The sequence below is a fragment of the Kitasatospora sp. SUK 42 genome (genome assembly GCF_015776785.2).
Taxonomy (GTDB): domain Bacteria; phylum Actinomycetota; class Actinomycetes; order Streptomycetales; family Streptomycetaceae; genus Kitasatospora.
The window spans coordinates 1,444,335-1,468,104 of sequence record NZ_LFMD02000002.1 but is presented as its reverse complement, the minus strand read 5'-3'; the positions used below and the strand labels follow the sequence as shown (position 1 = coordinate 1,468,104).

Here is a 23,770-nt window from a genome sequence, read left to right as displayed (position 1 = left end):
CCATCAGGGGGCGGGGTACGCTGCGAAACCATGAGCACCCCGCCCCCGGTCCTGGTCACCCGGCGCCTCGCGCCCGGCGTCATCGAACGGCTCACCGCCCACCACGCCGTCACCTGCCACGACACCGGCGAGGAGATGGAACGGGCCGAGCTGCTCGCGGCCGTCCGCGGCCGCCGGGCCGTGCTCACCACCCTCAACAACCGGGTGGACGCCGATTTCCTGGACGCCGCCGGGCCGCAGCTGGAGATCGTCGCCAACCACGCCGTCGGCTACCACAACATCGACCTGGCCGCCTGCGCCGAACGCGGCGTCGTGGTCACCAACACCCCCGGCGTGCTCACCACCGCCACCGCCGAGATGGCCTGGGCGCTGCTGCTGGCCGCCACCCGCCGGCTCGGCGAGGGAGAACGCCTGCTGCGCTCCGGCACGCCGTGGACCTGGGCGCCCACCTTCCTGCTCGGCCTGGAGCTGGCCGGCACCCCGCTGGGCGTGCTCGGCATGGGCCGGATCGGGCGGGCGGTGGCCCGCCGGGCCCACGCCTTCGACATGCCGGTCAGCTACCACAACCGCCGTGAACTGCCGCCAGAGGAGGCCGAGGGCGCCGACTGGAAGCCGCTGGAGGAACTGCTCGCCACCTCCACCGTGCTGGTCGTCACCTGCCCCCTCACCGCCGGGACCCGGCACCTGCTGGACGCCCGCCGGCTCGCCCTGCTGCCGCGCGGGGCCGTGGTGGTCAGCATGACCGCCGGGGTGGTGGACGAGGAGGCGCTGGCCGCCGCGCTGGAGTCCGGCGCGCTGTTCGCCGCCGCCGTGGACAACTTCGAGCACGAGCCCGCCGTCCCGCCCGCGCTGCTCGCCCAGGAGCGCGCGGTGCTCGCCCCGCACCTGGGCAGCGCCACCGTCCGCACCCGGCAGGCGATGGGCGGCCTCGCGGTGGACAACATCCTGGCGGTGCTCGCCGGGGGAGAACCCCTGACGCCGCTGAAGCCCTAACCCGCCGCCCAGGCCAGGGCGGTGGTCATCACCCGGAACGCCCCGAAGTGCGCGGCGCCGGGCTCCAGGAACAGCTCGGCGCCCGGGACGTGGTCGGCCAGCCAGCGGGAGTGGTCGACCGGCGAGAACTGGTCGTCCGCGCCGTGCCACAGCCAGGTCGGCACCCTGATCGACCCCACCTCGAAGCCCCAGTCGGCGGTGAAGGCCAGCACGTCGTCGATCCAGCCGTCCGCGCCGTGCCGGAACGCCTCCCGGTAGTTGCTCTGCAGCATCCGCCGCAGCCCGCTGTCCGCCACCACCTCGCGGTCGGCGGCGGACAGCTCGGTGCGCAGCCCGTTCAGCAGCCGGACCGGGTCGTCCTTGATCTGCCGGGAGCGGAACTCCATCGCGTCGGCGATCCGGCCGTGCCCGCGCTCCGCCTCCCGGTAGGCGCGCACGTTGGACGGGGTCATCCCGGCGTACCAGTCCAGGCCGGCCGCGTTGCGCGGGGCCAGGCCCACCAGCACCGCGACCCGGCTGACCCGCTCCGGCAGCAGCGCCGCGCAGGCCAGCGCGTGCGGGCCGCCGCCGGAGCGGCCCAGCACCGCGAAGGCGTCCAGCCCGAGGTCGTCCGCGATGGTCCGCACGTCCGCGGCCGCGGCGGACACCCGGCGGCCGAACAGCCGGGTCGAGTCGCCGTAGCCCGGCCGGTCGTAGGAGATCAACCGCACCCCCAGCCGGTACAGCACGGTGCTGCGCGGGTGCGGGCCGACCCGGCTTCCGGGCATGCCGTGCAGCAGGAACACCGGACGGCCGCGCGGGTCGCCGAGGGACTCGACGGCGAGGGCGCGGCCGTCCGCCGTTTTGACCATCCGTAACGCCACGCGTTCCTCCTCAGTGCTCCATGTCGGTGGTGGTGCGCACCTCCCGGCGGGCCTGCCAGGTGGTGTGCTCCCGGGACACCGCGTCCTCGGCGTCCCGGGCCAGCCGGGCCCAGATCTCCTCGGCGTCCTCCGACTCCAGGTCCAGTTCGGTCAGTTGGCGCTGTATCAGCTCCAGCTCGTCGGCCGCCAGCCCGTACGCGGCGGCCAGCGGACGGTACTGGCGCAGCTGCGCCCAGGCGGCGATCGAGGCGGCCACCGCCGAGACCGTGCCCAGCGCGTCGTAGGTGAAGGCGTTGAGCGCCCGCAGCACCGCCAGCACCAGGCCCAGCGCCGGCAGCAGCACGCCCAGCACCCCGGTCCAGTGGCCGGCCCGGGCGCAGTAGCGGGCCTTGGAGCGGTACCAGTCGTGCTGCACCCGGATCCGCTCGTTCAGGTACACCTCGCGGCGCACCGCCAGCGGCTGCCCGCGCAGGTCGCGCATCGCGGGGGTGACCTCGATCCCGCCCTCCGGTACGGCCACCGGGCCGCTCCGGAAGGCGCCCAGCACCCGGCCGAGCTGGAAGCGGTACAGGCCCTCGGCGTCCGGCAGGGCGCGCGGCGGCGGCTGGTAGGCGTCCGCCCGGACGGCGAACTTCCAGGCCAGCGTCTTGACCGACTCGGCGGCGGCCCGGCCCTCGTACCAGAGGCCCTGCGGGTTCTGCCGGCTGATCACCACCGCCAGCGCGACCGCGCCCAGGTACGCCAGGGCCGCCGGCCACGCCCAGGGCTCGCTGTCGGCCGAGCCGGTCGCGGCGGCGACCACCAGCAGGATCAGCTGCCAGGCGGAGAGCAGCACCGAGCGGTGCTGCCCCCGCAGCGAGGCCGTGTCGGCGGCCCAGAAGAACTCGGGCAGCAGCTCCCGTTCGCGGACCCACCCGGTCCGCCCCGCACCAGACGCCATGTTCGGCCCCCACCCGTCGCTCAGGTCGCACCTCTCCTGCCCCCGGCGGCTTCCCGGTACGCCTGGCGGGGCCCGGGGCCGCCCGCAATGGCCGGGAAGCCCCGGTGCTTTGTCCGATACGCCCCGTGTTCGAACCGGCACCCAGCGTGCGTCCCGGGTGCGGGGCGGCAGGCGTGTCAGTAGGTGTAGAAGATGCGTTCCGCGTTGTCGGCCATCTGCTTGGCGTTCCACTCGGTGCCGCCCGGGACGTTGCCGGAGCGGAACAGCGGCGGGGCGGGGGCGTCCCCGGCGGCGGCCAGGTCGGCCAGCCGGCCGACCGCGGAGGCGACCACGGCCTGCATCAGCGCGCTGGTCACGATGGTGGAGACCGGGCCGAAGGTGGTCTCGGCGGCCGGGTGGGTCAGCTCGCCGTCGCCGACCGCGATCTTGCTGTCCAGCACCACGTCGCAGTGGTCCTTCAGGTAGGTGCCGGACGGGTGCCCGGACGGCACCTCGCCCGGGTACGCCAGCGAGGTCACCCCGATCACCTTCAGGCCGCGGTCGCGGGCGTACCGCGCCAGCTCCACCGGCATGACCTGGCGGCCGGACAGCGAGATCAGGAACAGCACGTCCCCGGTGGTCGCCGGGGTGAGGTCCAGGGTGGCGGTGGCCAGCCCCGACACCCGCTCCAGCGCGCTGGACAGCGGCGCGGGCATCATCGTCACCCCGGCCATCCCGGGCACGTTCAGCAGGTTCATCGGCACCAGCCCGCCGGCCCGGTAGACCACGTCCTGGGCCGGCAGCGAGGAGTGCCCGGCGCCGAAGGTGAACACCCGGCGGCCCTCGCTGATCGCCTCCGCGAGCAGCGCGGCGGCCGCCTCGATGGTGTCCGCCTCCTCCTCGCGGACCCGCTCCAGGTGGGCGATCGCGGCGTCGAAATACCTGCCGACCAGGTCGTTCATCTGTTGCCTTCGCTCTCTGCCGGTGGGGGAGCCGGCCGGGTGGGGTGGCCCGGGTGGCCCGGACCGCCGATGGAGAAAGGTACGGCGAGCACGGTCGCGCCCCGGCGGCACCGCTGTCAACAGGAGGGAAAAGCAGCACCGCAGGCCCCGCCCGGACCCGGTTGTCGGCGCGGTACGTCAGAATTGGCGGTGAGGACACCGAAGAACGGAGCCAGCTGCGATGTCTGGGCTGATCGACACCACTGAGATGTACCTTCGCACCATCCTGGAGCTGGAGGAAGAAGGCATCGTGCCGATGCGTGCCCGCATCGCCGAGCGCCTGGAACAGAGCGGTCCCACGGTCAGCCAGACGGTCGGGCGGATGGAGCGCGACGGGCTGCTCCAGGTCGCCGGGGACCGCCACCTCGAACTCACCGAGGACGGCCGCCGGCTCGCGGTGCGCGTCATGCGCAAGCACCGCATCGCCGAGTGCCTGCTCGTCGACGTGATCGGGCTGGAGTGGGAGCAGGTCCACGAGGAGGCCTGCCGCTGGGAGCACGTGATGAGCGAGACGGTCGAGCGCAAGGTGCTCGCCATGCTCGGCCACCCGACCCAGTCCCCGTACGGCAACCCGATCCCGGGCCTGGACGAGCTGGGCGACACCAAGGCCGAGGGCGAGGGCTTCGACGCCGCGCTCGTCCCGCTGGACTCCGTCAAGCCGGGCGAGGCGGGGGCCAGCGTGGTGGTCCGCCGGATCGGCGAGCCGATCCAGATGGACAGCGAGCTGATGAGCACTCTGCGCCGGGCCGGGATCCGGCCGGGCTCCACGGTCAAGGTGAGCACCGGGGTCGGCGGCGTGCTGGTCGGCAGCGGGGACAACGCGGCGGAGCTGGGCAAGGACATCGCCCAGCACGTCTTCGTCGCCCAGGCCTGATCCGCCCGGCCGGCTGGTCGGTCGGCTGGTCGGCCGGCTCGCCTGGTCCGTCCGTCCGCCGGTTCGCCCGCCGGTCCGGCCTTCCGGAACCGACGGTCAGGGCCCGCTGCTCCCCGTGCAGCGGGCCCTTCCCGTCCTCCCCGGCCCCACCCGGCTCCCCTCCGTCCCCTCCTGCTCCCTCCCGGTCCCCTCCGCCGCCGCGCCCGGCTTCCCCGTCCGAGCGTCCCTTCCGGCGTCCCCACACACCGCAATTCCTCCCCTCGGCCGATCATGGCAATCCTTGAGCGCTGTCACTCGTCCGAGGGGCTTCTTCGCTTGACCAGCGGGTACACCGGGGTCTTATCCGCACATGCGTATGACGGGCCTCGTCTCCGGTGGGAGACAAGGCCCGTCACTCGCGCGCGTTGTGTCGCGCAGTGCACGCCCTCACCCGATAGGCGTAGGGCGGCGGTCCGGTGGGTGGTGAACCCGGGTCAGACCCCGGCCGGCTGGGCGGCCCGGGCGCGGTACGAGGGCGAGTCCCGGCCGCAGGCGTAGGCGAGCGGGCTGATCAGCTCCGAGGCGTCCGGCAGCCAGCGGTTGAGCGTGGTGGGGGAGCGGGCCCACTGGGCGTAGCCGGCGGAGCCGATCCGGGAGGGCGGGGCGACCGTCCAGTCCCCCTCGCCGCGGGCGACCAGGTCCAGCCGCCCGGGCGGCCAGCCCAGCTTGCGGAGCATCTCCGGCAGCCTGACCGCCACCCCGGGCAGCACCAGGAAGTGCAGCCGCCGCCCCGCCCGGCCGGGCGCGAAGGGCAGCACCGCGACCGGGCCGAGGTGGAGGTCCATCCGCTCCATCCGCGCCAGCGCCAGGCAGCCGGCGGTCTCCGGGACGTCCAGGACGTCGAAGGACCGGCCGGTGGGAAGCAGGATCGACGCCTCGGGCAGCTCCGTCCACCAGGTCCGCACCGCGACCGGCCCGGCGCTCGCCCGGCGGGACCAGTCCGCGTCCAGCGGGTGGGCGCCGGGCAGCGTGCAGCGCCGGTCGCCGCAGGAGCAGCGGGTGGACCCGCCGCCGTCGACCAGCCAGGCGCCGGGGGTCACCTCCCAGTGGCGGCTCTCGGCGTAGCCGACGGCCTCGGCCAACAGTGTGGGCAGGCCGGTGTCCGCGGCCTGGTCGGGGGCGTCGGGGATGTCTTCCACGGGGTGCTCAACTACCGTGTGTGAAGCTGGTTACGGGCCAGGGGCCCCCGGTTGGGCGTATCCCGGCAATGTCACCCGATCCGGTTACTCAAGCGAGTTGAGGCGGGCGGAGGCGGGCGCGTCGGGGGCGCACGGAAGCATTACCCAGGGCGCGTGGGGGGTGCGGTTCGTCACCGTGGGTATCCCGCTGGCGTTGCTGATCGCTAACCTGGTGTCAGATTCCTTGGACGGTCGGACAGTCGGCAACAGATCAGCAGAATCGTCGCCCGCCGGCCGGGACCGGAGGGTGTGGGGAGGCGAAGCCCAATGGCCGCGAGACCACTCGTCGCACGACAGCCCAACGAGCGTCTGCAGCAACTGATCCAGGAGGCCAGCTGCTCCAACGCCGGCCTGGCCCGCAGGGTCAACCTCTGCGGCGCGGAGCACGGACTGGACCTGCGCTACGACAAGACCTCCGTCGCCCGATGGCTGCGCGGGCAGCAGCCGCGCGGGCAGGCGCCGGCCGTGATCGCCGAGGCCCTGGGCCGCAAGCTCGGCCGCAGCGTGTCGGTCGAGGAGATCGGCATGGCCGACGGCAAGAACCTCAGCTCCGGCATCGGGTTGCAGTTCGCGCCGACCCTGAACGCGGCCCTGGAGCAGGTGTGCGAGCTCTGGCGCAGCGACGTCGGCCGCCGGGACTTCCTGACCGGTGCGACGGTCGCCGCCTCCGCCCTGGTGGAGCCCAGCCGGGACTGGCTGATCACCCCGCCCGACCCGGTGGTGGCGCGCACCGGCGGCCCCCGGGTCGGCCCGACCGACGTGGCCGCGATCAGGGCCACCACCACGATGCTGGTCGACCTGGACCACCGCTTCGGCAGCGGGCACGTGCGCCCGGTGGTCGTGCACTACCTCAACTCGGTGGTCTCCGGCCTGCTCGGCGGCGCCTACCGGGAGGAGACCGGCCGCCAACTCTTCGCCGCGGTGGCCCGGTTGACCGAACTGGCCGGCTACATGGCGGTGGACACCGGGCAGCCCGGGCTGGCCCAGCGCTACTACATCCAGGCCCTGCGGCTGGCCCAGGCCGCCGACGACCGCGGCTACGGCGGCTACGTGCTGGCCGCCTCGATGAGCCACCTGGCGGCCACCCTCGGCAACCCGCGGGAGATCGCCCAACTCGCCCGCGCCGCCCAGGAAGGCGCCCGCACGGTGGCCACCCCGACGGCGATGGCGATGTTCTACGCCGCCGAGGCCCGCGGCCACGCCCTGCTCGGCGACGCCCGCTCCTGCGAGGCGGTGTCGGCCAAGGCGCTGGAGATGATGGAGAAGCGCCGCCCGGAGGACGACCCGGACTGGATCGTCCACTTCGACGACGCCTACCTCGCCGACGAACTGGCCCACTGCCACCGGGACCTGGAACAGGCCGGCAAGGCCGAGCACTACGCCCGCCGGGCGCTCGACCTGCACCCGCCGACCCGGGTGCGCCGCCGCGCGGTGGACCTCGTGCTGCTCGCCACCGCCCAGCTCCAGCAGCGCGACCTGGAACGCGCCTGCGAGACCGGCACCCAGGCGGTCCGGCTGCTGAGCGGGCTGCGCTCCAACCGGGGCGTGGAGTACCTGGACGAGTTCCGGCGCCGGCTGGAGCCCTACCGGGAGCAGCGGGTGGTGCGCGAGTTCCACGCCCGGGCGGACGCGGAGGCGGCCTGAGGATCTTCTGTGCGGATCTTCTGTGCGGATCGCCCGCACGGATCGTCCGCACGGATCGTCTGTGAGGGAGTGTGTGGGATTGTCCCGCCCACGTGGTCACCCGGTGAGGCGAACCGGTAGCGTGGGCGCGACGTCCAAGGAACTGTACTGCTCCCAAGAACCGACGAGATGTGGTCCGCCGTCAGCGCGCGGTCCGGCCCAGGTGAGGAACCGCGTTGAGCCAGCGCCGCTCGTACCCCAACTCGGGTGATTTCAACCTGGACGACCTGTTCCGCCCCGAGCCCGGCCAGTCCCAGGGCCAGCCGGGCCAGCCGCAGGGGCCCACGGCCGTGCCGCCGGTGGGACAGCCGTCCGGGCAGCCGGAGTACCTCGGCGAGGACGCGCACGCGCTGCCGACCCAGGCCATGCCGGCCCAGCAGCCCCCGTGGGGCGCCGCACCGCAGCCCGGGTACGGCGCCCAGCAGCCCGGCCCCGCCCCGGAGACCCAGCACCTGCCGCCGTACCCGGCCGGCGGCCCGCAGCCCGGCGGCTACCCGGCGCCGCAGCCCGGCTACGGCGTCCCGCAGGCCGCGCCCGGCTACCAGCAGGGCTACCCGCAGGCCGGGCAGCAGCCGGTCCACCCGGCGCAGGGCTACGGCCAGCAGCCGTACGGGCAGGACCCGTACGGCCAGGACGGGTACGGACAGGCCGCCTACGGCCAGGACGGCTACGGCCAGGACGGCTACGGGGCGGACCCCGACGCCACCCGGACGGGGCGTTCGGGCCGCGGCGGCCGCCCGTCCAACAAGCTGATCATCGGCGGGGTGGTCGCGGGCTGCGCCGCGGCCGGCATCCTGGTCGCCGTCCTGATGGGCGGCGGGGAGGACACCAAGACCGACCGGAAGACCGCCCCGGTGGCCGCCACCGGCAGCAGCACCCCCGGTACGGCGAGCGCGAGCGCGAGCGGCACGGGCGCGGCCGTCGACCCGGAGGCCAAGGCCCAGGCGCAGCCGCTGTCGGACCTGCTGGGCACCGCGAGCGACAGCCGCAGCTCCGTGGTCTCCGCGGTCGCCTCGGTGCAGAAGTGCGACAAGCTCCCCGACTCGCAGCAGGCCCTGGCCGCGGCGGCCGGCAAGCGCCGCGAGCTGCAGACCAAGCTCGGCCAGCTGAAGACCGACAAGCTGCCCGGCGGCCAGCAACTGGTCGACCAGCTCAACGCCGCCTGGACGGCCTCGGCCCAGGCCGACGACGAGTACGCGGCCTGGGCGACCGACGCCCAGAGCTCCTGCGACCCGAAGAAGCCGGACACCGGCAACCAGCACTACAAGAACGCCGTCCAGGCCAGCGGCACCGCGACCACCGCGAAGAAGCAGGCCTCGACGCTGTGGAACGCGATCGCGACCCAGACCGGCCTGCCCAGCCGCACCGACGGCGACCTGTAGCGGGAAGCCGGAGGGCGGGCCCGGAGGCGGGCCCGCCCTCATCCTGGGGAGCGTGCGTCAGGCCGGCGGCCGCGCCCCGGTGAGCACCCAGCGGACGTCCACGAAGCCCGGCTGCTGCAAGGTCATCCGGCCGCCCTTGACCACCTGGTAGGTGATCCAGGTGTTCACCAGCCGCGGTGACTCGCCGCTGGGCAGCATGTTGGTGGTGCTCCAGTTCAGCGGCGGGGTCAGGCCCACGTCGATGACCTCGCCGCCGTCCAGCAGGGCGGCGATCGACTTGGCGGTGACCGGCTTTCCGGCCGCCGACAGCTTGTCCGACACGAGCCGGAACACCTCGTACGCGACCCAGGTCGTCTGCACGCCCGGGTCGGCGACGTCGATGGTGCGCCCGCCCGTGGCGTCGGCCCGCACCACCGCGCGCAGCCCGTCCCAGGTCTTGGCCGACTCCGGCGGGTACCAGCTGGTGACGAACGCGCCGGCCAGCGGGCCGGAGTCGCCGCCGGTGGAGTCCACCACCGACTGCTGCACGCTGCCGATCACCGAGGCGATCCGGGTGTTCTTCGGGGTCAGCCGGCGGTAGGCGTCCAGCAGGTTGCCGGTCGGCTCGGCGGCCAGCGCGCTGGTGACGCAGTTGCCCGTGTCGTCCTTGCCGATCGCCTTGCGGGCCACCGGCGTGTAGTCGGAGGACTGCTCGGGCGCCTTGACGTCCAGCAGCTTGATCCCGGCCGGCTTGAGCGCGTTGCCCAGGTAGCCGAGCAGGTTGTCGCCGGCCGGCGTGTCCGGGCGGATCAGCGCGACGGCCTTGCAGCCGGCCTCGACCAGCTGGCGGCCGCTGCCGGCGATCAGCGCGGGCATCCCGCCGTCCACCGGGTAGGACAGCGGGCTGGAGAACTCCGGCTGGGACAGGCCGTAGCCGCCGATCAGCGGGATGCCGGCGCGTTCCAGCACCGGCATGAAGGCGTCGCCCCACTGGCTGTAGGAGCCGAGCACGGCGACGGCCTTGGCGTCCACCGCCTGCTGGGCGCAGGCCTTGGCGCCCTCCGAGCTGTTGTGCTCGTTGCAGGTGATCACCCGCAGCCGGTGGCCGTTCAACCCGCCCTTGAGGTTGACGTCCTTCCCGACCGCCTCGGCGAGCGCGGTCATGCCGGGGCGGTCCGCCGAGCCGGTGTCGGACGGCGCCCAGGTCATCACGGTCAGCTCGTCGGTGGTGGTGGAGGCATCGGCCGATCCGCCGCACGCGGAGGCCGAGAAGAGGGTGGGGAGCAGCGCGGCGGCGGTCGCCGCTGCGGCGATCGGACGCCGACGGCGGCGTCTCGCGATCGTGGGACGGGCCTGGAAGGAGTCCCTTCGGCTGGTCATCGGTATTCCCTCTCTGGGGCGCCCTTCGGCGCACCGGGGGACAGCCAAGCCCCGGCGCCGCAAGTCGAGAGGACCGAAATGTGAACGGTCGGAAAACGGCGGCTGAAACCCGGAGGGGTACGCGTGTAGATCGCGAGTGGAGCACGAACAGACGGGGAACGTACGATCGTTCACCATGTCCGTCAGCACAGATTCTTCGCACCGGTCTGCCCGAAACCCTTCTCGTCCGGGCCACCGCTCCAGCACGATGGGCGGCATGCCGCTCAACGACCTGCCCTGGTGGCGCTGGCGAGCCCGACTGCGCTCGGCGTTGCACATGCTGTCCGACCCCGGTTTCCAGCAGGAGACCTGGCTGACCGGCCGCGAGGGGTACGGGGACGTCACCGACGCCGTGTACCGGCTGGTCGAGGACACCTGGCTGGACCGCTGGTCCGCCGAGAAGTACATCGGCACGATCTTCCGCGACTCCGCCGAGGCCGCCGTGGTCGACGTCGCCGTGCTGCGGGCGGTGCAGATGCTGCACGAGGTCGGCGCGGACGCTCCGGCCTCCGCCTACCTCGGCCACCCCGGCTGGCCGGAGACCGTCCGGGCCGCCCGGGAGGCGCACGTCGCGCTGGCCGTGGGCGACGGGGACGACCCGGACGCCGCCCCCAAGTCGCTGGACGTGCTGCGCATCCTCACCCAGGTCTGAGCCCGGGCCGAACGGGCGGACCCGGGCCCGCGTGCGCCCGGGCCGCGCGGACGCCGGGCGGAGCCGTCCCGCAGTGCGGGCAGCGGGGCGGCGACCGTCCGGAATGTGACACGCTTGACCGTCCACGCACGCACCACAGACCAGGACGGGATACCCCCAGTGGAACAGCAGCCGGCCAGCGCCCAGTACGTCCTCACGCTGTCCTGCCCCGACAAGCAGGGCATCGTCCACGCTGTCTCCAGCTACCTCTTCATGACCGGTTGCAACATCGTCGACAGCCAGCAGTTCGGGGACGGGGACAGCGGGCTGTTCTTCATGCGGGTGCACTTCTCCGCCGACGAGCCGGTCACCGCCGACAAGCTGCGGGCCAGCTTCGCCGCGATCGGCGCCTCCTTCGGGATGGACTGGCAGATCCACCAGACCGAGCAGCGGATGCGGATCGTCCTCATGGTCAGCAAGTTCGGGCACTGCCTGAACGACCTGCTCTACCGCACCCGGATCGGCGCCCTGCCGGTGGAGATCGCCGCGGTGGTCTCCAACCACACCGACCTGCAGGACCTCACCGAGAGCTACGGCGTCCCCTTCCACCACATCCCGGTCACCCGCGACACCAAGGACGAGGCCGAGCGGCAGCTGCTGGACCTGGTCGCCAAGGAGGACGTCGAGCTGGTCGTGCTGGCCCGCTACATGCAGGTGCTCTCCGACCAGCTGTGCACCGAGCTGTCCGGCCGCGTGATCAACATCCACCACTCCTTCCTGCCGAGCTTCAAGGGCGCCAAGCCGTACCACCAGGCGCACGCCCGCGGTGTGAAGCTGATCGGCGCCACCGCGCACTACGTCACCGCCGACCTCGACGAGGGCCCGATCATCGAGCAGGAGGTGGCCCGGGTCACCCACGACGTCAGCCCGGACCAGCTGGTCGCGCTCGGCCGGGACGTCGAGTGCCAGGCGCTGGCCCGCGCGGTCAAGTGGCACAGCGAGCACCGGGTGCTGCTCGACGGCACCCGGACGGTCGTCTTCGCGTAGCGATCCTCGCGGCCGGCGGAACCGCTCGGGCTTCAGGGCCGCGACAGCAGCGGCAGCGCGTGCAGCACCGCGCGGATCGCGGCCCGGTCACCGTGCTCGCCCACCGGCAGCCGGTCCGGGTCGCGGTGCGCGGCGGCCAGCTGGCACAGCTCCAGGCCGTCCAGCACCATCGAGGCCACCGGCTCCCCGCCCGGCGGCCCCGCCTCCGCGCCGTCCAGCGGCACCAGCCACTCGCCCGCCGCCGGACCGTCCACCACCAGCCGCAGCCGGCGGCCGCCGGTGCCCACCCCGGCCGGTGCGCCCGGCGCGCCGGCGTGCTCGGGACGCGCCCCGCGCAGCCCGGCCAGCGCCCGCGGGAGCAGCCGCACCACCAGCTCCACCATCTGCCGCAGGTGCTGCGGGGCCGGCGGGTCGTACGGGTAGGCGACCGCGCGGGCCACGTCCTCGCCGTGGACGAAGCACTCCAGGGCGCGGTCCACGAAGGCGTCGCGCAGCGGCAGCACCGCGTACCCGAAGTCGACCGGGGTGTTGCCCTGCGGGGCGAGCGCGGCGCTGCGCACCAGGTCGTGGGTCTGCTGCCGCCACCGGCAGCGCACCGACTGCGGCGTCAGGCCGGCCTGGTCGGCGAGCAGCCGGGCGGTGCGCGCGGTGACCTCGGCGTACCGGCCGCCCTGCGGCGGGACCCTCGGCGCCGCGGGCGGCGCGGGGACGGCCGCGTCCTGCGGCGGCACCCGTCGCTCGGCCGGCGCGGGCGCCCCCTTGGCGGCCGGCACCGGGTCGGGCAGGCCGAGGGCGAGCGCCAGGAAGCCGTCCACGGCGGTCAGCCGGCCCAGGACCTCGGCCGGGCGCAGCTGTTCGGTGCCGCCGTGCCACGGCAGTTCGGCCACCTCCTGCCACTCCTCCGGGCCGAGGTCGCGCAGCAGCGCGTCGAGCTTGGCGGTCTCCGCGGTGTACGGCATGCCCCAGGCGGGGACGGGCAGTTCGGCCGGGCGCCGGGCCAGGCACCAGTCCAGCACCTGCTGGCGCAGCGAGCAGGGCTGGTCCAGCGGTTCGTCCAGGGAGAGCCAGCCGGCCGCCTCGCGCAGCCGGGCCGCCTCCTCGGCGCACTCCGGGCAGGTGCGCAGGTGCCGCTCCAACTCGGCGGCCTCGCGCGGCGGGCAGGCGCCCAGGGACCAGGCGCCGAGCAGCGAGCGCAGGGTCTCGTGCCGCTCCTCCTCCGTGTTCCCCTGGTTCACCTGCCGTCGTCCCCGTCCTCGCCGCCGTGCTGGCGGGCGCGCTCCTCGGCCAGTTCGGTGGCCAGCAGTTCCAGGCCGAGCCGCATCCGCTGCTTGGCGGCCTGCTCGCTGATGCCGAGCAACCGGGCCGTCTCCTGGTAGGTGCGGCCGTCGTAGTACGTCACCGCGATGGTCTCACGCAGGGGTTGGGGCAGGGAGTCGACCACGTACTGCATGCGCGCGGCGGTGGCCACGGCTCGGATCTCCTCCTCGGCGGCCCCGGTGCCGCGGCCCGGAAACGGTTCGGCGGCGCGCCGGGCCCGCAGCCGTTCGACCGCGCGGCGGTGGGTGAGCGCGCCGAGCCAGGCGCGCAGCGAGCCCTGGGCGGGGTCGAAGTCCTCGGGGTGCTCCCAGACGTAGGCGAAGACCTCCCGGGTGAGCTGGGCGGCGGCCGCCTGGTCGGCGAGTATCCGCCCGGCCAGGCCGTGCACCATCGGCGCGAGCCGGTCGTAGAGTTCGCCGAGCGCGGTCTCCTCGCCGCGGGCGAGGCGCCGCTGCAACTGCGCGTCCCAGCGCGGGGAGTGGTCCTGGGTGGCCATCAGGAACCACCCTCCTGCCCGGTCCGCTGGCGTTACCCAACGGTATCCCGTGGCAGGTCGGCGGTGGGAGGGAATCCGGCAAGAACGGAACGGGGCCCGGCGGATCGTCACATGGTTGGACGGTCCGTTCGTTGGACGGTCCGTCGATGCCGCTGTTCGAGAGCCGCTGGACATATGTCGCACGGGTGGTTCGCGAGTGGCGGGCGGGGCGTCGGGGGTGTCCGGCGGTAGGTTCCCGACCAGGGCGTGTCCGACACGCCCTGCGCGGGACCGGCGTCGGCCCGGGCCGGACGAGTGCCGGTACGAGGCTCGCGAGAGTGAACGGGACAGTATGCACTGCCCGTCCCCCGATCGCCGGAATATGCCCGAAGCGCTTGCCGCGGTCCGCCCGCCCACCCATCCTGAGGCGTATTCGTGTCGCGGCCAGTGCGCGACCGACGGGTCGGCGCGGACGAGCGGATGCGGGCGGACGGCTCGGCGAGCGCCCGGACGGGTCCCGGCTGGCGCCGGGCGATGTGCGAGGACCCCGCCGGCCGGCTGATCCGGCCCGATCGGGACGATGGCCGAACTGCGAGTGCGGGTGGTGGAGCGGTGCAGGTTCTTCAGGTACAGCTGGCGGTGCAGCCGGACCCCGCCGAGGTCGGCCGGGCCCGCCGGTGGGTGCGCACGCGACTGCTGAACCACGGAGTGGACCCGGACGCGCCGATGGCCGAGACGGTGGTGCTGGTCGTCTCGGAGCTGGTGACCAACGCCGTGGTGCACACCGGCTGTCCGGCCGTGCTGCGGCTGTGCCTGCCGATGGCGGACGACCCGGAGCAGGACGCTCCGGCCGGCCCGCTGCGGGTGGAGGTGGCGGACGCGAGCCAGGCCGCCCCGGCTCCGCGGCACGCCGGGGCGGACGAGAACGCGACCAACGGGCGCGGCCTGGAGCTGGTCGAGCTGCTCTGCGAGCGCTGGGGCTGGTACCCGGACGGCTCGGGCAAGCGGGTCTGGTGCGAGATCGGGACCGACGCCCGCCCGGCGGATCCGCTGGCGGACGTGGACTGGGCGGCGCTGGCCCAGTAGGGGACCGCGGGGGACGGCGGTAGAGGGGCGGACGGCGGTAGAGGGGACGGGCGGCCGTAGAGGGGGCGGGTCGTCCGGTTTGGCGCAATAGCGGCCTCGGGGGCGGCCGTTCGACCGGTGACGATCACCGGCCGAAAGCTGACGCAACCATTCCGAATTTCGGACTAACCATTGACGTGACGTATCCGACTGATCACGCTTGGGTGCGGCTCTCCGTCGCGAGGGGACGCCGAGGGGACGTCCGTCCGCCGCCACGGTGCTGCTGTTCAGGGGGATCAGCGTCAGCCGGGGGAGCGTGGAACGCCGGTCGCGCGCCGCTCCTTGGCGAGTGCGGAGGGCCGGGCGCGGGGTCAGGGCCCGCGCGCCGCGCTCGGACGGCGGTCCACCGCGCCCCCACCCGGGGTGCGCGCGGTCGGCCGCCGTCCGTGACGCCGTTCCACGGCAGCGATTTCCGGCCAACCGCCGGCCTTTCCCCGGCCTTCGCCCGGCCCGTGCTCAGGAAGCGCGTGCCACCCGGGGGCCGGTCTCGGCCGGGGCCGCGCGGAAGGTGCGCCGGTAGGCGCTCGGCGCCACGTCCAGCCGGCCGCGAAGTTGCAGCCGCAGCGAGGCGGCGGTGCCGAAACCGGACTCCCGGGCGACCTGGTCGATCGTCAGGTCGGTGCGCTCCAGCAGCTGGCGGGCCCGCTCGGTGCGCTGGGTGGTGATCCACTGGCCGGGGCTGGCTCCGGTCTCCTCGCGGAAGCGCCGGGTGAAGGTCCGTACGCTCATGCCCGCCCGGTCGGCGAGCCGGCTCAGCGGCAGCGGCCCGTCCAGGTGCTCCAGTGCCCAGGCGCGCACGGCGGCGGTGCCGGAGCCGCCGGTGTCCACCGGGCTCGGGGCCTCCACGTACTGCTTCTGGCCGCCGTCGCGCCACGGCGGCACCAGGCAGTTGCGGGCCACCGCGTTGGCCACCGCGCTGCCGTGGTCGCGGCGCACCACGTGCAGGCACAGGTCCACCCCGGCGGCCACCCCGCCGGAGGTGAGGAGGTCACCGTCGTCGGTGTAGAGCACGTCAGGGTCCAGCCGCACCTTCGGGTACATCCGGGCGAAGCGGTCGGTGTAGCGCCAGTGGGTGGTGGCCGGGCGGCCGTCCAGCAGTCCGGCGGCGGCCAGCAGGAAGGAGCCGGTGCAGATCGACATCAGCCGGGTGCCCGGCCGGATCCGGCCCAGGGCGGCGGCCAGTTCGGGGGTGTACGCGGCGTCGACGCCGGTCGGGCTGGAGTCGTGCGAGGCCGGGATCACCACCGTGTCGGCCCGCTCCAGCAGTTCGGGCCCGTGGTCGACCGCGATCCGGAAGTCCGCGCTGGTGGCGATCGGCCCGCCGTCCAGGGTGCAGGTGGCCACCTCGTAGAGCGGGCGCCCGGCTCCGTCCTTGGCGTTGCCGAAGATCCGGGCCGGGATGCCGAGTTCGAAGGCGATCACGCCGTCCAGGGCGAGTACCGCGACCAGGTGGGTCATGCCGTCCCCTCGGTGGTGGGTGGGTGGGTGGTGGTCGGTGGTGGGTGGCGTGCGGGTCTGGGCCAGGGTACGCCGGGCCGTGGCCCGATTCTTGCGAAAGCTGTCATTCAGGCCACTCGTCCGGGACCGGCCCGCTCGGAACACTCGACCGCGTGACCGAACGCAGCGCCCCCGCCCCCGCCGTCCTCGGCGACTCCCGCCGCCGGCCCTGGCCGTCCCGGTCCCGCCGAGCGCCCCCGGGTGCACTACGCCTGGGTGGTGGCCGGCGTCTCCCTGCTCGTCCTGCTCGGCTCGGCCGGCTTCCGTTCCGCGCCCAGCCTGATGATGGACGCCCTGCACAACGAGTTCGGCTGGTCGCTCGGGACGATCTCCGCCGCCACCTCCGTCAACCTCACCCTCTACGGCCTCACCGCCCCCTTCGCCGCCGCCCTGATGGACCGTTTCGGCGTGCGCCTGGTGGTGGTCTGCGCCCTGCTGACCATCTCGGTCGGCGCCGGCCTCACCATGCTGATGCGCCAGCCCTGGCAACTGGTGCTCTGCTGGGGCGTGCTGGTCGGCCTCGGCAGCGGCTCGATGGCGGGCGCCTTCGCCACCACCATCACCGGCCGCTGGTTCGAGGCCCGCCAGGGCCTGGTCACCGGGGTGCTCACCGCCGCCGGGGCGGCGGGCAACCTGGTCTTCCTGCCGGTCGGCGCCTGGCTGGTCGAACAGCACGGCTGGCGCTCGGCCGTGGTCGTGGTCTCGCTCGCCGCCAGCGCCGTCGCCGTCCCGGTCCTGCTGCTGATGCGCGAGCGGCCCGCCGACCTCGGCCTGCTCCCGTACGGCGCGACCGAGGCCCCTCCCTCGCCGGTGCGGGACGGCCGCGCCCTGGCCCGCTCGCTGCGGGTACTGCGGAACGCGGCCCGCAGCCGGGCGTTCTGGCTCCTGGCCGGCTCCTTCGCGATCTGCGGCGCCACCACCGCCGGCCTGGTCGGCACCCACTTCATCCCGGCCGCGCACGACCACGGCATGCCCGTCACCACCGCCGCGAGCCTGCTCGCCCTGATCGGCGTCTTCGACGTGCTCGGCACCGTGTTCAGCGGCTGGCTCACCGACCGGGTCGACTCCCGGCTGCTGCTCACCGTCTACTACGGGCTGCGCGGACTGTCCCTGCTCCTGCTGCCGCAACTGCTCGCCGGCTCGCTGCAGCCGCCGATCCTCGCCTTCGTGATCTTCTACGGCCTGGACTGGGTGGCCACCGTGCCGCCGACCGTCGCGCTGTGCCGACGACACTTCGGCGAGGACGCCCCGATCGTCTTCGGCTGGGTGCTGGCCTGCCACCAGATCGGCGCGGCCGTCGTCGCCGGGCTGGCGGGCCTGGCCCGCGACGCGCTCGGCAACTACGACCTCACCTGGTACGGCGCCGGTGCGCTGTGCGCGGTCGCGGTCGGGCTCTGCCTGGCGCTGCGCACCGGGCGGCCCGACCGGACGGTGCCCGCCCTCCCGTGAGGACTGTCGGTGCGGAGGTCTAGGCTCCGGATCATGGTGCTCACCTTCACCCTCGACCCGAAGCTCGACCCCGATCTGCGCACCGCCGTCGTGCGGCTGTGGACGGACGTGACCAACGCCGGCGGCGCGGTCGGCTTCGTGGCGCCGGTCACCGAGGAGGAGGTCTGGGACACCGCCGACCACCAGTTCGCCGGGGTCGCGCCGGACGGCCCGGACCGGCTGCTGGTCGCGCACGAGAGCTCGACCGGGCGGCTGGTGGGCGTGCTGTTCTTCGAGTCGATGCGCTTCGACCTCATGGAGCACTGGCGGCTGCTCAAGCGGGTCATGGTGCACCCCGACTTCCAGGGCCTCGGCCACGGGGTGCGGCTGCTGGCCGAGGCCGAGCGGGTCGCCCGGGAGTGGGGTCTGGAGTCGCTGCGGTTGACCGCGCGCGGAGGCCAGGGCCTGGAGCGCTTCTACACCCGCTGCGGCTACCGGGAGGTCGGCCGGGTGCCGGCCGCGATCCGGATCGCCCCGGGGGACGACCGCGACGACATCACCATGTGGCTCGACCTGCGCTGACCCCGCCCGGACGGGGCCCTGCGGTCCGGGCGGGCACCCCTGCCCCGGGCCGGGTGTCAGGCATGCTTGACTGGAAGGCCCGCCCCCGAGCCGCCGACCCGCCCCGGCGCGAACGAGAAGGAAGTGTCCCAGTGAGCAGCAACGGCCCGCAGAAGACGCACGCCACGCTCCGCTACACCTCCATGCGGGTCAGCATCTTCCTCGGCTGTCTGCTGGTGGCCCTGCTGCTGGGGCACTTCCAGGTCATCCCGGTCAGCGGCGACGCCGGCGTGATCTTCCTGTTCCTGCTCGCCGCGATCGCCTCCGCGCCGCTCAGCTACGTGCTGCTGAGCAGGCAGCGCGACGAGATGTCCTCCCAGATCACCACCAAGGTCGCCGGGATGCGCAGCCGCACCGCCGAGCGGATCGCCACGCAGAACGCCGAGGAGGACGCCGTGGACGACGCCGCCCGCGCCGCCTCGGCCGGGCAGAACTGACCTCCGGCCCGCTCCTCGGACCGCCGCCCGCCGTGCCCGCTGCCGATCCCCGTACCTCCGCCGACGGACCCGCCGCCCCCGCCGACCGGCCGGGCTCCGAGCCCGTCCGGCCCGCTGAGAGTGCGGCCGGGACGTGGCCGGCCCCCGTGCGCCGGCCCACCGGGCGGGACGTGGCCCGGCTCGCCGGGGTCTCCCAGGCCACCGTCTCGCTGGTCTTCTCCGGGGCCGAGGCCGGCCGCAGGGTCTCCGAGGCCACCCGGCAGCGGGTGCAGGAGGCCGCCCGCAGTCTCGGCTACCGCCCGCAGGCGGCCGGTCGGCAGCTGCGGTTGGGCCGCAGCGGGATGATCATGCTGGCCGTGCCCAACCTCCAGGGCCCGTTCTTCGGCCGGGTGCTGGAGGGCGTCCACCACGAGGCCGGCCGGCACGGCCTGGCGGTCGTGGTCAGCTCCGGCTGGGGCAGCGCGACCCTCGCGGAGGCCGCCACCGCCGGCCGCTTCGACGGCCTGCTGATCTGCTCCCCGGACGACAGCCAGCTGGGCGAGCTGCCCGCCGACACCCCCGCCGTCTTCCTGGACGCCGACCCCGGCACCGACCGGGCGCGCCCGACCGTCGAGCTCGACGTGGCCGGCGGGATGCGCGCGGCGGTCGAGCACCTGGCCGCCCTCGGCCACCGCAGGATCGGGCACCTGCGCTCCACCCTCGCCGCCTACACCTTCCGGGTCCGGCAGGCCGCCTTCGAGCAGGCGGTGCGCGAACTCGGCCTGGACGTCGTGGAGTTGGGCGTGAGCCTGAACGAGGGCCACACCGCCGCGCGGAGTGTGGCGCACCGGCTGCTGGAGCCGGCGGACCGTCCCCGCGCGGTGATCTGCGACGACGACGTGGTCGCCTCCGGGGTCTACCAGGCCGCCGCCGAGCGGGGGTTGCGGGTGCCGGACGACCTGTCCGTGGTCGGCATGGACAACGTGGCCGTCTCCGGGCTGCTCGCCCCGCCGCTGACCACCGTCGACCTGCCCGGCGAGGAGCTGGGCCGGGCGGGCGCGGCGGCGCTCGCCGCGCTGCTGCACGGGGAGCGGGTGGAGCCGGTCGCGCCGTTGGCCACCTCGCTGGTGCTGCGCTCCTCGACCGCTCCGGCGTGATGACCCGGCGTGACGGCCCGGGGTGATGACCTGGGGTGACCGTCCCGCTCCGTTATCGCGATTCGTCCAGCCGAGTCACTAGCCCAAACGGGTGAAAAGTACTCTTTATCCCTCGCGCCGTGACTCCTTTTGGATGAACAAACGATGAGATTTCCGGCATGCGGACGCTACCCTCACGCCCACCACGCCTGTCCAGGGCGGCCAGAACGGCCACGGCCTTCGGCCTCTTCGCAGGCACCCTCCTCACCGGAACCCTCACCGCCCCGTCCGCCGAGGCGGCCGTCAGCTTCACCAAGACGGTCGACAAGGCCACCGTGGCGCCCGGTGAGAACGTCACCTACACCCTGCGCTACACCTGCTCGGTGAGCGACTGCGCCGGCGGGCGCATCACCGACACCCTGCCCGCCGGAATGGAGTTCGTCGGCTGGAGCCCCGACAACTCCACGGTGGACGTGGCGGGTTCGACCGTTCCGACTGCGGGCAGCGTCGGCGGCACCCTCGACATCAAGCTCCTCACCCTGAGCCCGGGGACCACCGCGACCATCAAGGTCGTCCTCAAGTTCCCCAACTTCACCACCCCCGACAACACCAGGACCGTCAACTCGGCCACCCTGACCGCCGACGGCGAGCCCGAGCAGAGCGGCTCCGCCACCACCACGGCCGTCGTCCAGCCCGACTACAAGGTCACCAAGGGCGTCCAGACCAGCAGTCAGGACGGCCGCTCGGTCACCTACCAGTTCAGCGCCTGCTCCACCAACGGCGTCCCCAACGTCGACCTGGACGCCGCCCGGCTCGTCGACACCCTGCCGCCCGGCGCCGTCGTCGACACCGGCCGCTCGCCCGGCTGGACCCAGGACCCGAAGAACCCCGACCGCTGGACCTACGACATCGGCGCCTTCCGGGCCACCAACGGCCAGGCCGGCTGCCGGAACCCCGGCGTACTGGTCGTCAACTTCCCCGACCCGGCCTTCCCCAGCGGCACCACCGCCACCAACTCCGTCGTCCTGCAGGGTGACCCGCTCGGCCCCGACGGCATGCGCGACCTGTCCAACGCCACCGCCGAGTCCCCGACCTTCCAGCCGCCGACCTCCGGCATCCAGGTCACCGCCTCCAAGGTGTGGCAGGACCAGGCCGTCTCCGGCGACCTCACCTCCTTCAGCCTCCACCCCGGCAACACCGCCGGCCCCGCCACCGGCCTGGTGATGACCGACCCCGGCGCCGGTACCACCCCCGACCTCTACAACTGGCTGATACCGCAGTCCATCCAGCTGGAGGCCTGGAACCCCACCAGCATCGGCCTCAAGCTCCAGTACCGCCTCGACGGCGACCCCGCCTGGAAGACCTTCACCCCCGGGAGCCCCTTCAACGGCTCCGACGCCCGCCGGATCACCTTCGCCGAAGGCGCCGGCGACCCGGCCCGCGACGTGCTCGGCATCCCGGCCGGCCGCCGGCTCGACGGGCTGCGCTTCCAGTGGGACGGCCCCATCCCCACCGGCTGGAGCCCCGGCAACGCCGTCCAGGTCCTCGCCCAGGTCGTCACCCCCGGCCACGACGGCCGCACCGCGCCCGCACCGCTGCACAACTGCGTGGACGTGACCGGCACCGACGCCTCCGGCGGGACCTCCTCGGCCAGCGCCTGCGCCGACTCCACCGTCAGCGCCGCCACCAACCTCGGCGCCTCCAAGACCACCACCGCCGGCGCCGTCCTCGCCCCCGGCGGCGTCGCCACCTTCGAGGTCGTCCCGTACAACCGCACCGGGCGCGAGCTCGGCACCCCGCTCGTCCTGTACGACCTGCTGCCGCAGGGCCTCGTCTACCAGGACGGCAGCGCCCGCCCGGACCCGGCCTACCCGGACGCCGTCGCCCCGCAGTCCGTCCAGGTGCTGCCCGGCCCGGACGGCCGCCAGCTGCTCAAGATGACCTGGCCGGCCGGCGCGCCCGACATGATGTACCTCAACGACCACCTGGCGTACCGCACCCTGATCGACGTCCAGGTCGCCGGCAGCGCGCGGCCTGGCACCCTCACCAACGACGTGTACGTCACCACCGAGGGCGCCACCGCACCCGTCACCTGCTCCTACTTCGGCAGTGACAGCGGGGTGCCGGACGCCCTCGACCTCAACGGCGACGGCAACACCACCGAGCACATGTGCCACGCCTCCTCGCAGGTCGAGGTGCAGGTCCCGGCCGTGCTGCGCTCCTTCAAGGAGGTCAAGGGCGACCTCGACAAGGACTACGCCAGCACCGGCACCACCACCCCCGGCGGCGGCATCTCCTACCGGCTGACCGTCCGCAACGACTCGCCCGACCCGGTCACCGACTTCATCGCGTACGACAGGCTGTCCACCCCGGGCGACTCGTACGTGCTGCACCCGGACATCCCGCGCGGCTCCGCCTGGACGCCCTCGCTCACCCGGCCGCTGACCTCCAGCGACCCGACCGTGGCGATCGAGTACACCACCTCGTCGAACCCCTGCCTGACCGGCGCCATCACCGCGCCCGGCCCGTGCGACGCGAACGCCACGTGGAGCGGCACCTTCCCGGGGCCGGGCAACGCCACCTGGTTCCGGGTCCAGCGGCCCGGCACCCTGGCGCCCGGCGGGCTGTTCACCCTCACCTGGCCGATGGTCGCCTCGGTCGACGCCGGCAACGCCGACTTCGCCTGGAACAGCTTCGCCTACACCGCCACCGACTCCGGCGGCCACCCACTGCTGCCCGCCGAGCCCGCCAAGGTCGGCGTCGGCGTGCAGGCGCCCGTCCCGCCGAACAACGCGATCGGCGACCTCGTCTGGGTCGACCGCGACGGCAGCGGCGTCCAGAAGCCCGGCGAGCCCGGGGTGCCCGGCGTACGGGTCGAACTGCTGGACGGGACCGGGCAGCCGGTCCGCGACAAGAGCGGCAAGCCCGTCACCGCGGTCACGGACACGAACGGGCACTACCTGTTCGACAAGCTGCCGGACGGGGAGTACGCGGTGCGCTTCGACCTGTCGACCCTCCCGGAGGGCGCGAAGGCCACCGCCCGGCACGCGGGGACGGACCCGGCGCTGGACTCGGACGCCGACCCGGGCACCGGGGTCACCCAGACGGTGCGGGTGTCGGGCGGGGCGCGGGACCTGAGCCTGGACATGGGGGTGGTGATGGCGAGCTCGCCGACTCCGACGCCTACGCCGACTTCCACGCCTACGCCGACGTCCACTCCGACGCCGACTTCCACGCCTACGCCGACGTCCACTCCGACGCCGACGGGCTCGCCCTCGCCGACCTCGTCGCCTTCGCCCACGTCGTCGCCCACGTCGTCGCCCACCCCGACGTCGTCCCCGACGCCGACGGGTTCGCCGTCTCCGACGAACTCGCCTTCGCCGACGAGCACTCCGACGGGTACTCCCACGGGTGCTCCGACGAACGAGCCGACGCAGGGCCCGACGGACGCCCCGTCGTCCGACCCGGCCGGCCCGCCGTCGTCGGGTGGGGACCCGGCGGAGGGTGAGCCCGGCGCACCGTCGCAGGACCCGCAGCCGTCCCCGAGCCGCGGTGGCGGCGAACTGCCCGGCACCGGTGGGCCCGGTCTGCTGCCGGCCGTGCTCGCCGCCGTCGCCCTCGGCTGCGGTGCGCTGTTCGCCGTGATCGGCTTCCGCCGCAGGGGCCGCCACAGCTGATCACGGCCGATCGCCGATGATCAGGTGATCTGAAAGAGGAAAGACTGCGCCCGCCGGCCAGACCACCGGC

General features: G+C 74.1%; 20 protein-coding genes. 12 read left to right on the top strand and 8 right to left on the bottom strand.

The features are described 5' to 3' along the window. Positions 1–30: 30 nt before the first annotated feature. Positions 31–993 carry a D-glycerate dehydrogenase gene (locus tag RZ50_RS06215; protein ID WP_196952874.1) on the top strand — a complete coding sequence of 321 codons (963 nt, stop codon included), beginning with the start codon at positions 31–33 and terminating at the stop codon, positions 991–993. On the opposite strand, the gene RZ50_RS06210 is transcribed toward RZ50_RS06215, so the two are convergent. From RZ50_RS06210 to RZ50_RS06200, 3 genes are all read right to left on the bottom strand, one after another. Then, on the bottom strand, positions 990–1,844 hold the full coding sequence (locus RZ50_RS06210; RefSeq protein ID WP_196952887.1) for an alpha/beta fold hydrolase: 855 nt from the start codon (positions 1,842–1,844) through the stop codon (positions 990–992). The two genes, RZ50_RS06215 and RZ50_RS06210, sit on opposite strands and share 4 nt — an antisense overlap. A gap of 22 nt (positions 1,845–1,866) precedes the next feature. After that, positions 1,867–2,796: a DUF4231 domain-containing protein gene (locus RZ50_RS06205; RefSeq protein WP_196952875.1), complete on the bottom strand. Its 930-nt coding sequence runs from the start codon at positions 2,794–2,796 to the stop codon at positions 1,867–1,869. A 176-nt stretch (positions 2,797–2,972) separates the two neighbouring features. Next, on the bottom strand, positions 2,973–3,737 hold the full coding sequence (locus tag RZ50_RS06200; RefSeq protein ID WP_196952876.1) for an SIS domain-containing protein: 765 nt from the start codon (positions 3,735–3,737) through the stop codon (positions 2,973–2,975). Positions 3,738–3,957: 220 nt separating this feature from the next. Here RZ50_RS06200 and RZ50_RS06195 point away from each other — a divergent pair, with 220 nt between their 5' ends. Further along, the gene (locus RZ50_RS06195) at positions 3,958–4,650 is read left to right on the top strand and encodes a metal-dependent transcriptional regulator (protein ID WP_196952877.1); all 693 of its coding nucleotides are present in this window, start codon (positions 3,958–3,960) and stop codon (positions 4,648–4,650) included. Positions 4,651–5,123: 473 nt separating this feature from the next. Here the strand turns inward: RZ50_RS06195 and RZ50_RS06190 are convergent, their stop codons facing one another. After that, positions 5,124–5,828 (bottom strand): bifunctional DNA primase/polymerase, encoded by a 705-nt coding sequence (locus RZ50_RS06190; protein ID WP_374199877.1) that lies wholly within the window; start codon positions 5,826–5,828, stop codon positions 5,124–5,126. A gap of 306 nt (positions 5,829–6,134) precedes the next feature. Here RZ50_RS06190 and RZ50_RS06185 point away from each other — a divergent pair, with 306 nt between their 5' ends. Next, positions 6,135–7,511, top strand: a complete 1,377-nt coding sequence (locus RZ50_RS06185) for a transcriptional regulator (protein WP_196952878.1) — start codon at positions 6,135–6,137, stop codon at positions 7,509–7,511. A gap of 215 nt (positions 7,512–7,726) precedes the next feature. After that, complete coding sequence (locus tag RZ50_RS06180) at positions 7,727–8,932, top strand: hypothetical protein (RefSeq protein ID WP_196952879.1); 1,206 nt, start codon at positions 7,727–7,729, stop codon at positions 8,930–8,932. Positions 8,933–8,989: 57 nt separating this feature from the next. Here RZ50_RS06180 and RZ50_RS06175 read toward each other — a convergent pair whose 3' ends face one another. After that, positions 8,990–10,291, bottom strand: a complete 1,302-nt coding sequence (locus tag RZ50_RS06175) for an ABC transporter substrate-binding protein (RefSeq protein WP_196952880.1) — start codon at positions 10,289–10,291, stop codon at positions 8,990–8,992. Between the two features lie 175 nt (positions 10,292–10,466). Here RZ50_RS06175 and RZ50_RS06170 point away from each other — a divergent pair, with 175 nt between their 5' ends. Both RZ50_RS06170 and purU read left to right on the top strand, forming a co-directional pair. After that, positions 10,467–10,982 carry a hypothetical protein gene (locus RZ50_RS06170; protein WP_196952881.1) on the top strand — a complete coding sequence of 172 codons (516 nt, stop codon included), beginning with the start codon at positions 10,467–10,469 and terminating at the stop codon, positions 10,980–10,982. A 159-nt stretch (positions 10,983–11,141) separates the two neighbouring features. Next, positions 11,142–12,008 (top strand): formyltetrahydrofolate deformylase, encoded by an 867-nt coding sequence (gene purU, locus RZ50_RS06165; RefSeq protein WP_308271499.1) that lies wholly within the window; start codon positions 11,142–11,144, stop codon positions 12,006–12,008. Between the two features lie 32 nt (positions 12,009–12,040). Here the strand turns inward: purU and RZ50_RS06160 are convergent, their stop codons facing one another. Beyond that, positions 12,041–13,243, bottom strand: coding sequence for a zf-HC2 domain-containing protein (locus RZ50_RS06160; RefSeq protein WP_217680278.1), 1,203 nt, complete (start codon positions 13,241–13,243; stop codon positions 12,041–12,043). After that, complete coding sequence (locus RZ50_RS06155) at positions 13,240–13,821, bottom strand: sigma-70 family RNA polymerase sigma factor (protein ID WP_196950484.1); 582 nt, start codon at positions 13,819–13,821, stop codon at positions 13,240–13,242. The genes RZ50_RS06160 and RZ50_RS06155 overlap by 4 nt, the downstream gene beginning before the upstream one ends. A gap of 591 nt (positions 13,822–14,412) precedes the next feature. Here RZ50_RS06155 and RZ50_RS06150 point away from each other — a divergent pair. Next, positions 14,413–14,886 carry an ATP-binding protein gene (locus tag RZ50_RS06150; RefSeq protein WP_196950483.1) on the top strand — a complete coding sequence of 158 codons (474 nt, stop codon included), beginning with the start codon at positions 14,413–14,415 and terminating at the stop codon, positions 14,884–14,886. Positions 14,887–15,381: 495 nt separating this feature from the next. On the opposite strand, the gene RZ50_RS06145 is transcribed toward RZ50_RS06150, so the two are convergent. Further along, the gene (locus tag RZ50_RS06145) at positions 15,382–16,383 is read right to left on the bottom strand and encodes a GlxA family transcriptional regulator (protein ID WP_196950482.1); all 1,002 of its coding nucleotides are present in this window, start codon (positions 16,381–16,383) and stop codon (positions 15,382–15,384) included. A 240-nt stretch (positions 16,384–16,623) separates the two neighbouring features. Here RZ50_RS06145 and RZ50_RS06140 point away from each other — a divergent pair, with 240 nt between their 5' ends. The 5 genes from RZ50_RS06140 (at position 16,624) to RZ50_RS29830 (ending at position 23,700) form a co-directional block, all read left to right on the top strand. Continuing rightward, positions 16,624–17,871 (top strand): MFS transporter, encoded by a 1,248-nt coding sequence (locus RZ50_RS06140; protein WP_217680277.1) that lies wholly within the window; start codon positions 16,624–16,626, stop codon positions 17,869–17,871. Positions 17,872–17,904: 33 nt separating this feature from the next. Continuing rightward, on the top strand, positions 17,905–18,432 hold the full coding sequence (locus RZ50_RS06135) for a GNAT family N-acetyltransferase (protein ID WP_196947811.1): 528 nt from the start codon (positions 17,905–17,907) through the stop codon (positions 18,430–18,432). A gap of 131 nt (positions 18,433–18,563) precedes the next feature. Continuing rightward, positions 18,564–18,908 (top strand): DUF4229 domain-containing protein, encoded by a 345-nt coding sequence (locus RZ50_RS06130; protein ID WP_308271495.1) that lies wholly within the window; start codon positions 18,564–18,566, stop codon positions 18,906–18,908. 146 nt (positions 18,909–19,054) lie between these two features. Beyond that, the gene (locus tag RZ50_RS06125) at positions 19,055–20,044 is read left to right on the top strand and encodes a LacI family DNA-binding transcriptional regulator (protein WP_196947809.1); all 990 of its coding nucleotides are present in this window, start codon (positions 19,055–19,057) and stop codon (positions 20,042–20,044) included. A gap of 158 nt (positions 20,045–20,202) precedes the next feature. Continuing rightward, a complete protein-coding gene (locus RZ50_RS29830) occupies positions 20,203–23,700 on the top strand; it encodes an SdrD B-like domain-containing protein (RefSeq protein ID WP_305853014.1) in 3,498 nt (1,165 codons plus the stop codon). The last annotated feature ends 70 nt before the right edge of the window (positions 23,701–23,770 follow it).

What these genes read in the sequence shown, in the direction of transcription:
- RZ50_RS06185 (WP_196952878.1), top strand. Translation starts at nt 6,135, where the DNA reads ATGGCCGCGAGACCACTCGTCGCACGACAGCCCAACGAGCGTCTGCAG.
- RZ50_RS06135 (WP_196947811.1), top strand. Translation starts at nt 17,905, where the DNA reads ATGGTGCTCACCTTCACCCTCGACCCGAAGCTCGACCCCGATCTGCGC.
- RZ50_RS06215 (WP_196952874.1), top strand. Translation starts at nt 31, where the DNA reads ATGAGCACCCCGCCCCCGGTCCTGGTCACCCGGCGCCTCGCGCCCGGC.
- RZ50_RS06175 (WP_196952880.1), bottom strand. Translation starts at nt 10,291, where the DNA reads ATGACCAGCCGAAGGGACTCCTTCCAGGCCCGTCCCACGATCGCGAGA.
- RZ50_RS29830 (WP_305853014.1), top strand. Translation starts at nt 20,203, where the DNA reads ATGCGGACGCTACCCTCACGCCCACCACGCCTGTCCAGGGCGGCCAGA.
- RZ50_RS06210 (WP_196952887.1), bottom strand. Translation starts at nt 1,844, where the DNA reads ATGGTCAAAACGGCGGACGGCCGCGCCCTCGCCGTCGAGTCCCTCGGC.
- RZ50_RS06195 (WP_196952877.1), top strand. Translation starts at nt 3,958, where the DNA reads ATGTCTGGGCTGATCGACACCACTGAGATGTACCTTCGCACCATCCTG.
- RZ50_RS06205 (WP_196952875.1), bottom strand. Translation starts at nt 2,796, where the DNA reads ATGGCGTCTGGTGCGGGGCGGACCGGGTGGGTCCGCGAACGGGAGCTG.
- RZ50_RS06170 (WP_196952881.1), top strand. Translation starts at nt 10,467, where the DNA reads ATGTCCGTCAGCACAGATTCTTCGCACCGGTCTGCCCGAAACCCTTCT.
- RZ50_RS06145 (WP_196950482.1), bottom strand. Translation starts at nt 16,383, where the DNA reads ATGACCCACCTGGTCGCGGTACTCGCCCTGGACGGCGTGATCGCCTTC.
- RZ50_RS06155 (WP_196950484.1), bottom strand. Translation starts at nt 13,821, where the DNA reads ATGGCCACCCAGGACCACTCCCCGCGCTGGGACGCGCAGTTGCAGCGG.
- RZ50_RS06200 (WP_196952876.1), bottom strand. Translation starts at nt 3,737, where the DNA reads ATGAACGACCTGGTCGGCAGGTATTTCGACGCCGCGATCGCCCACCTG.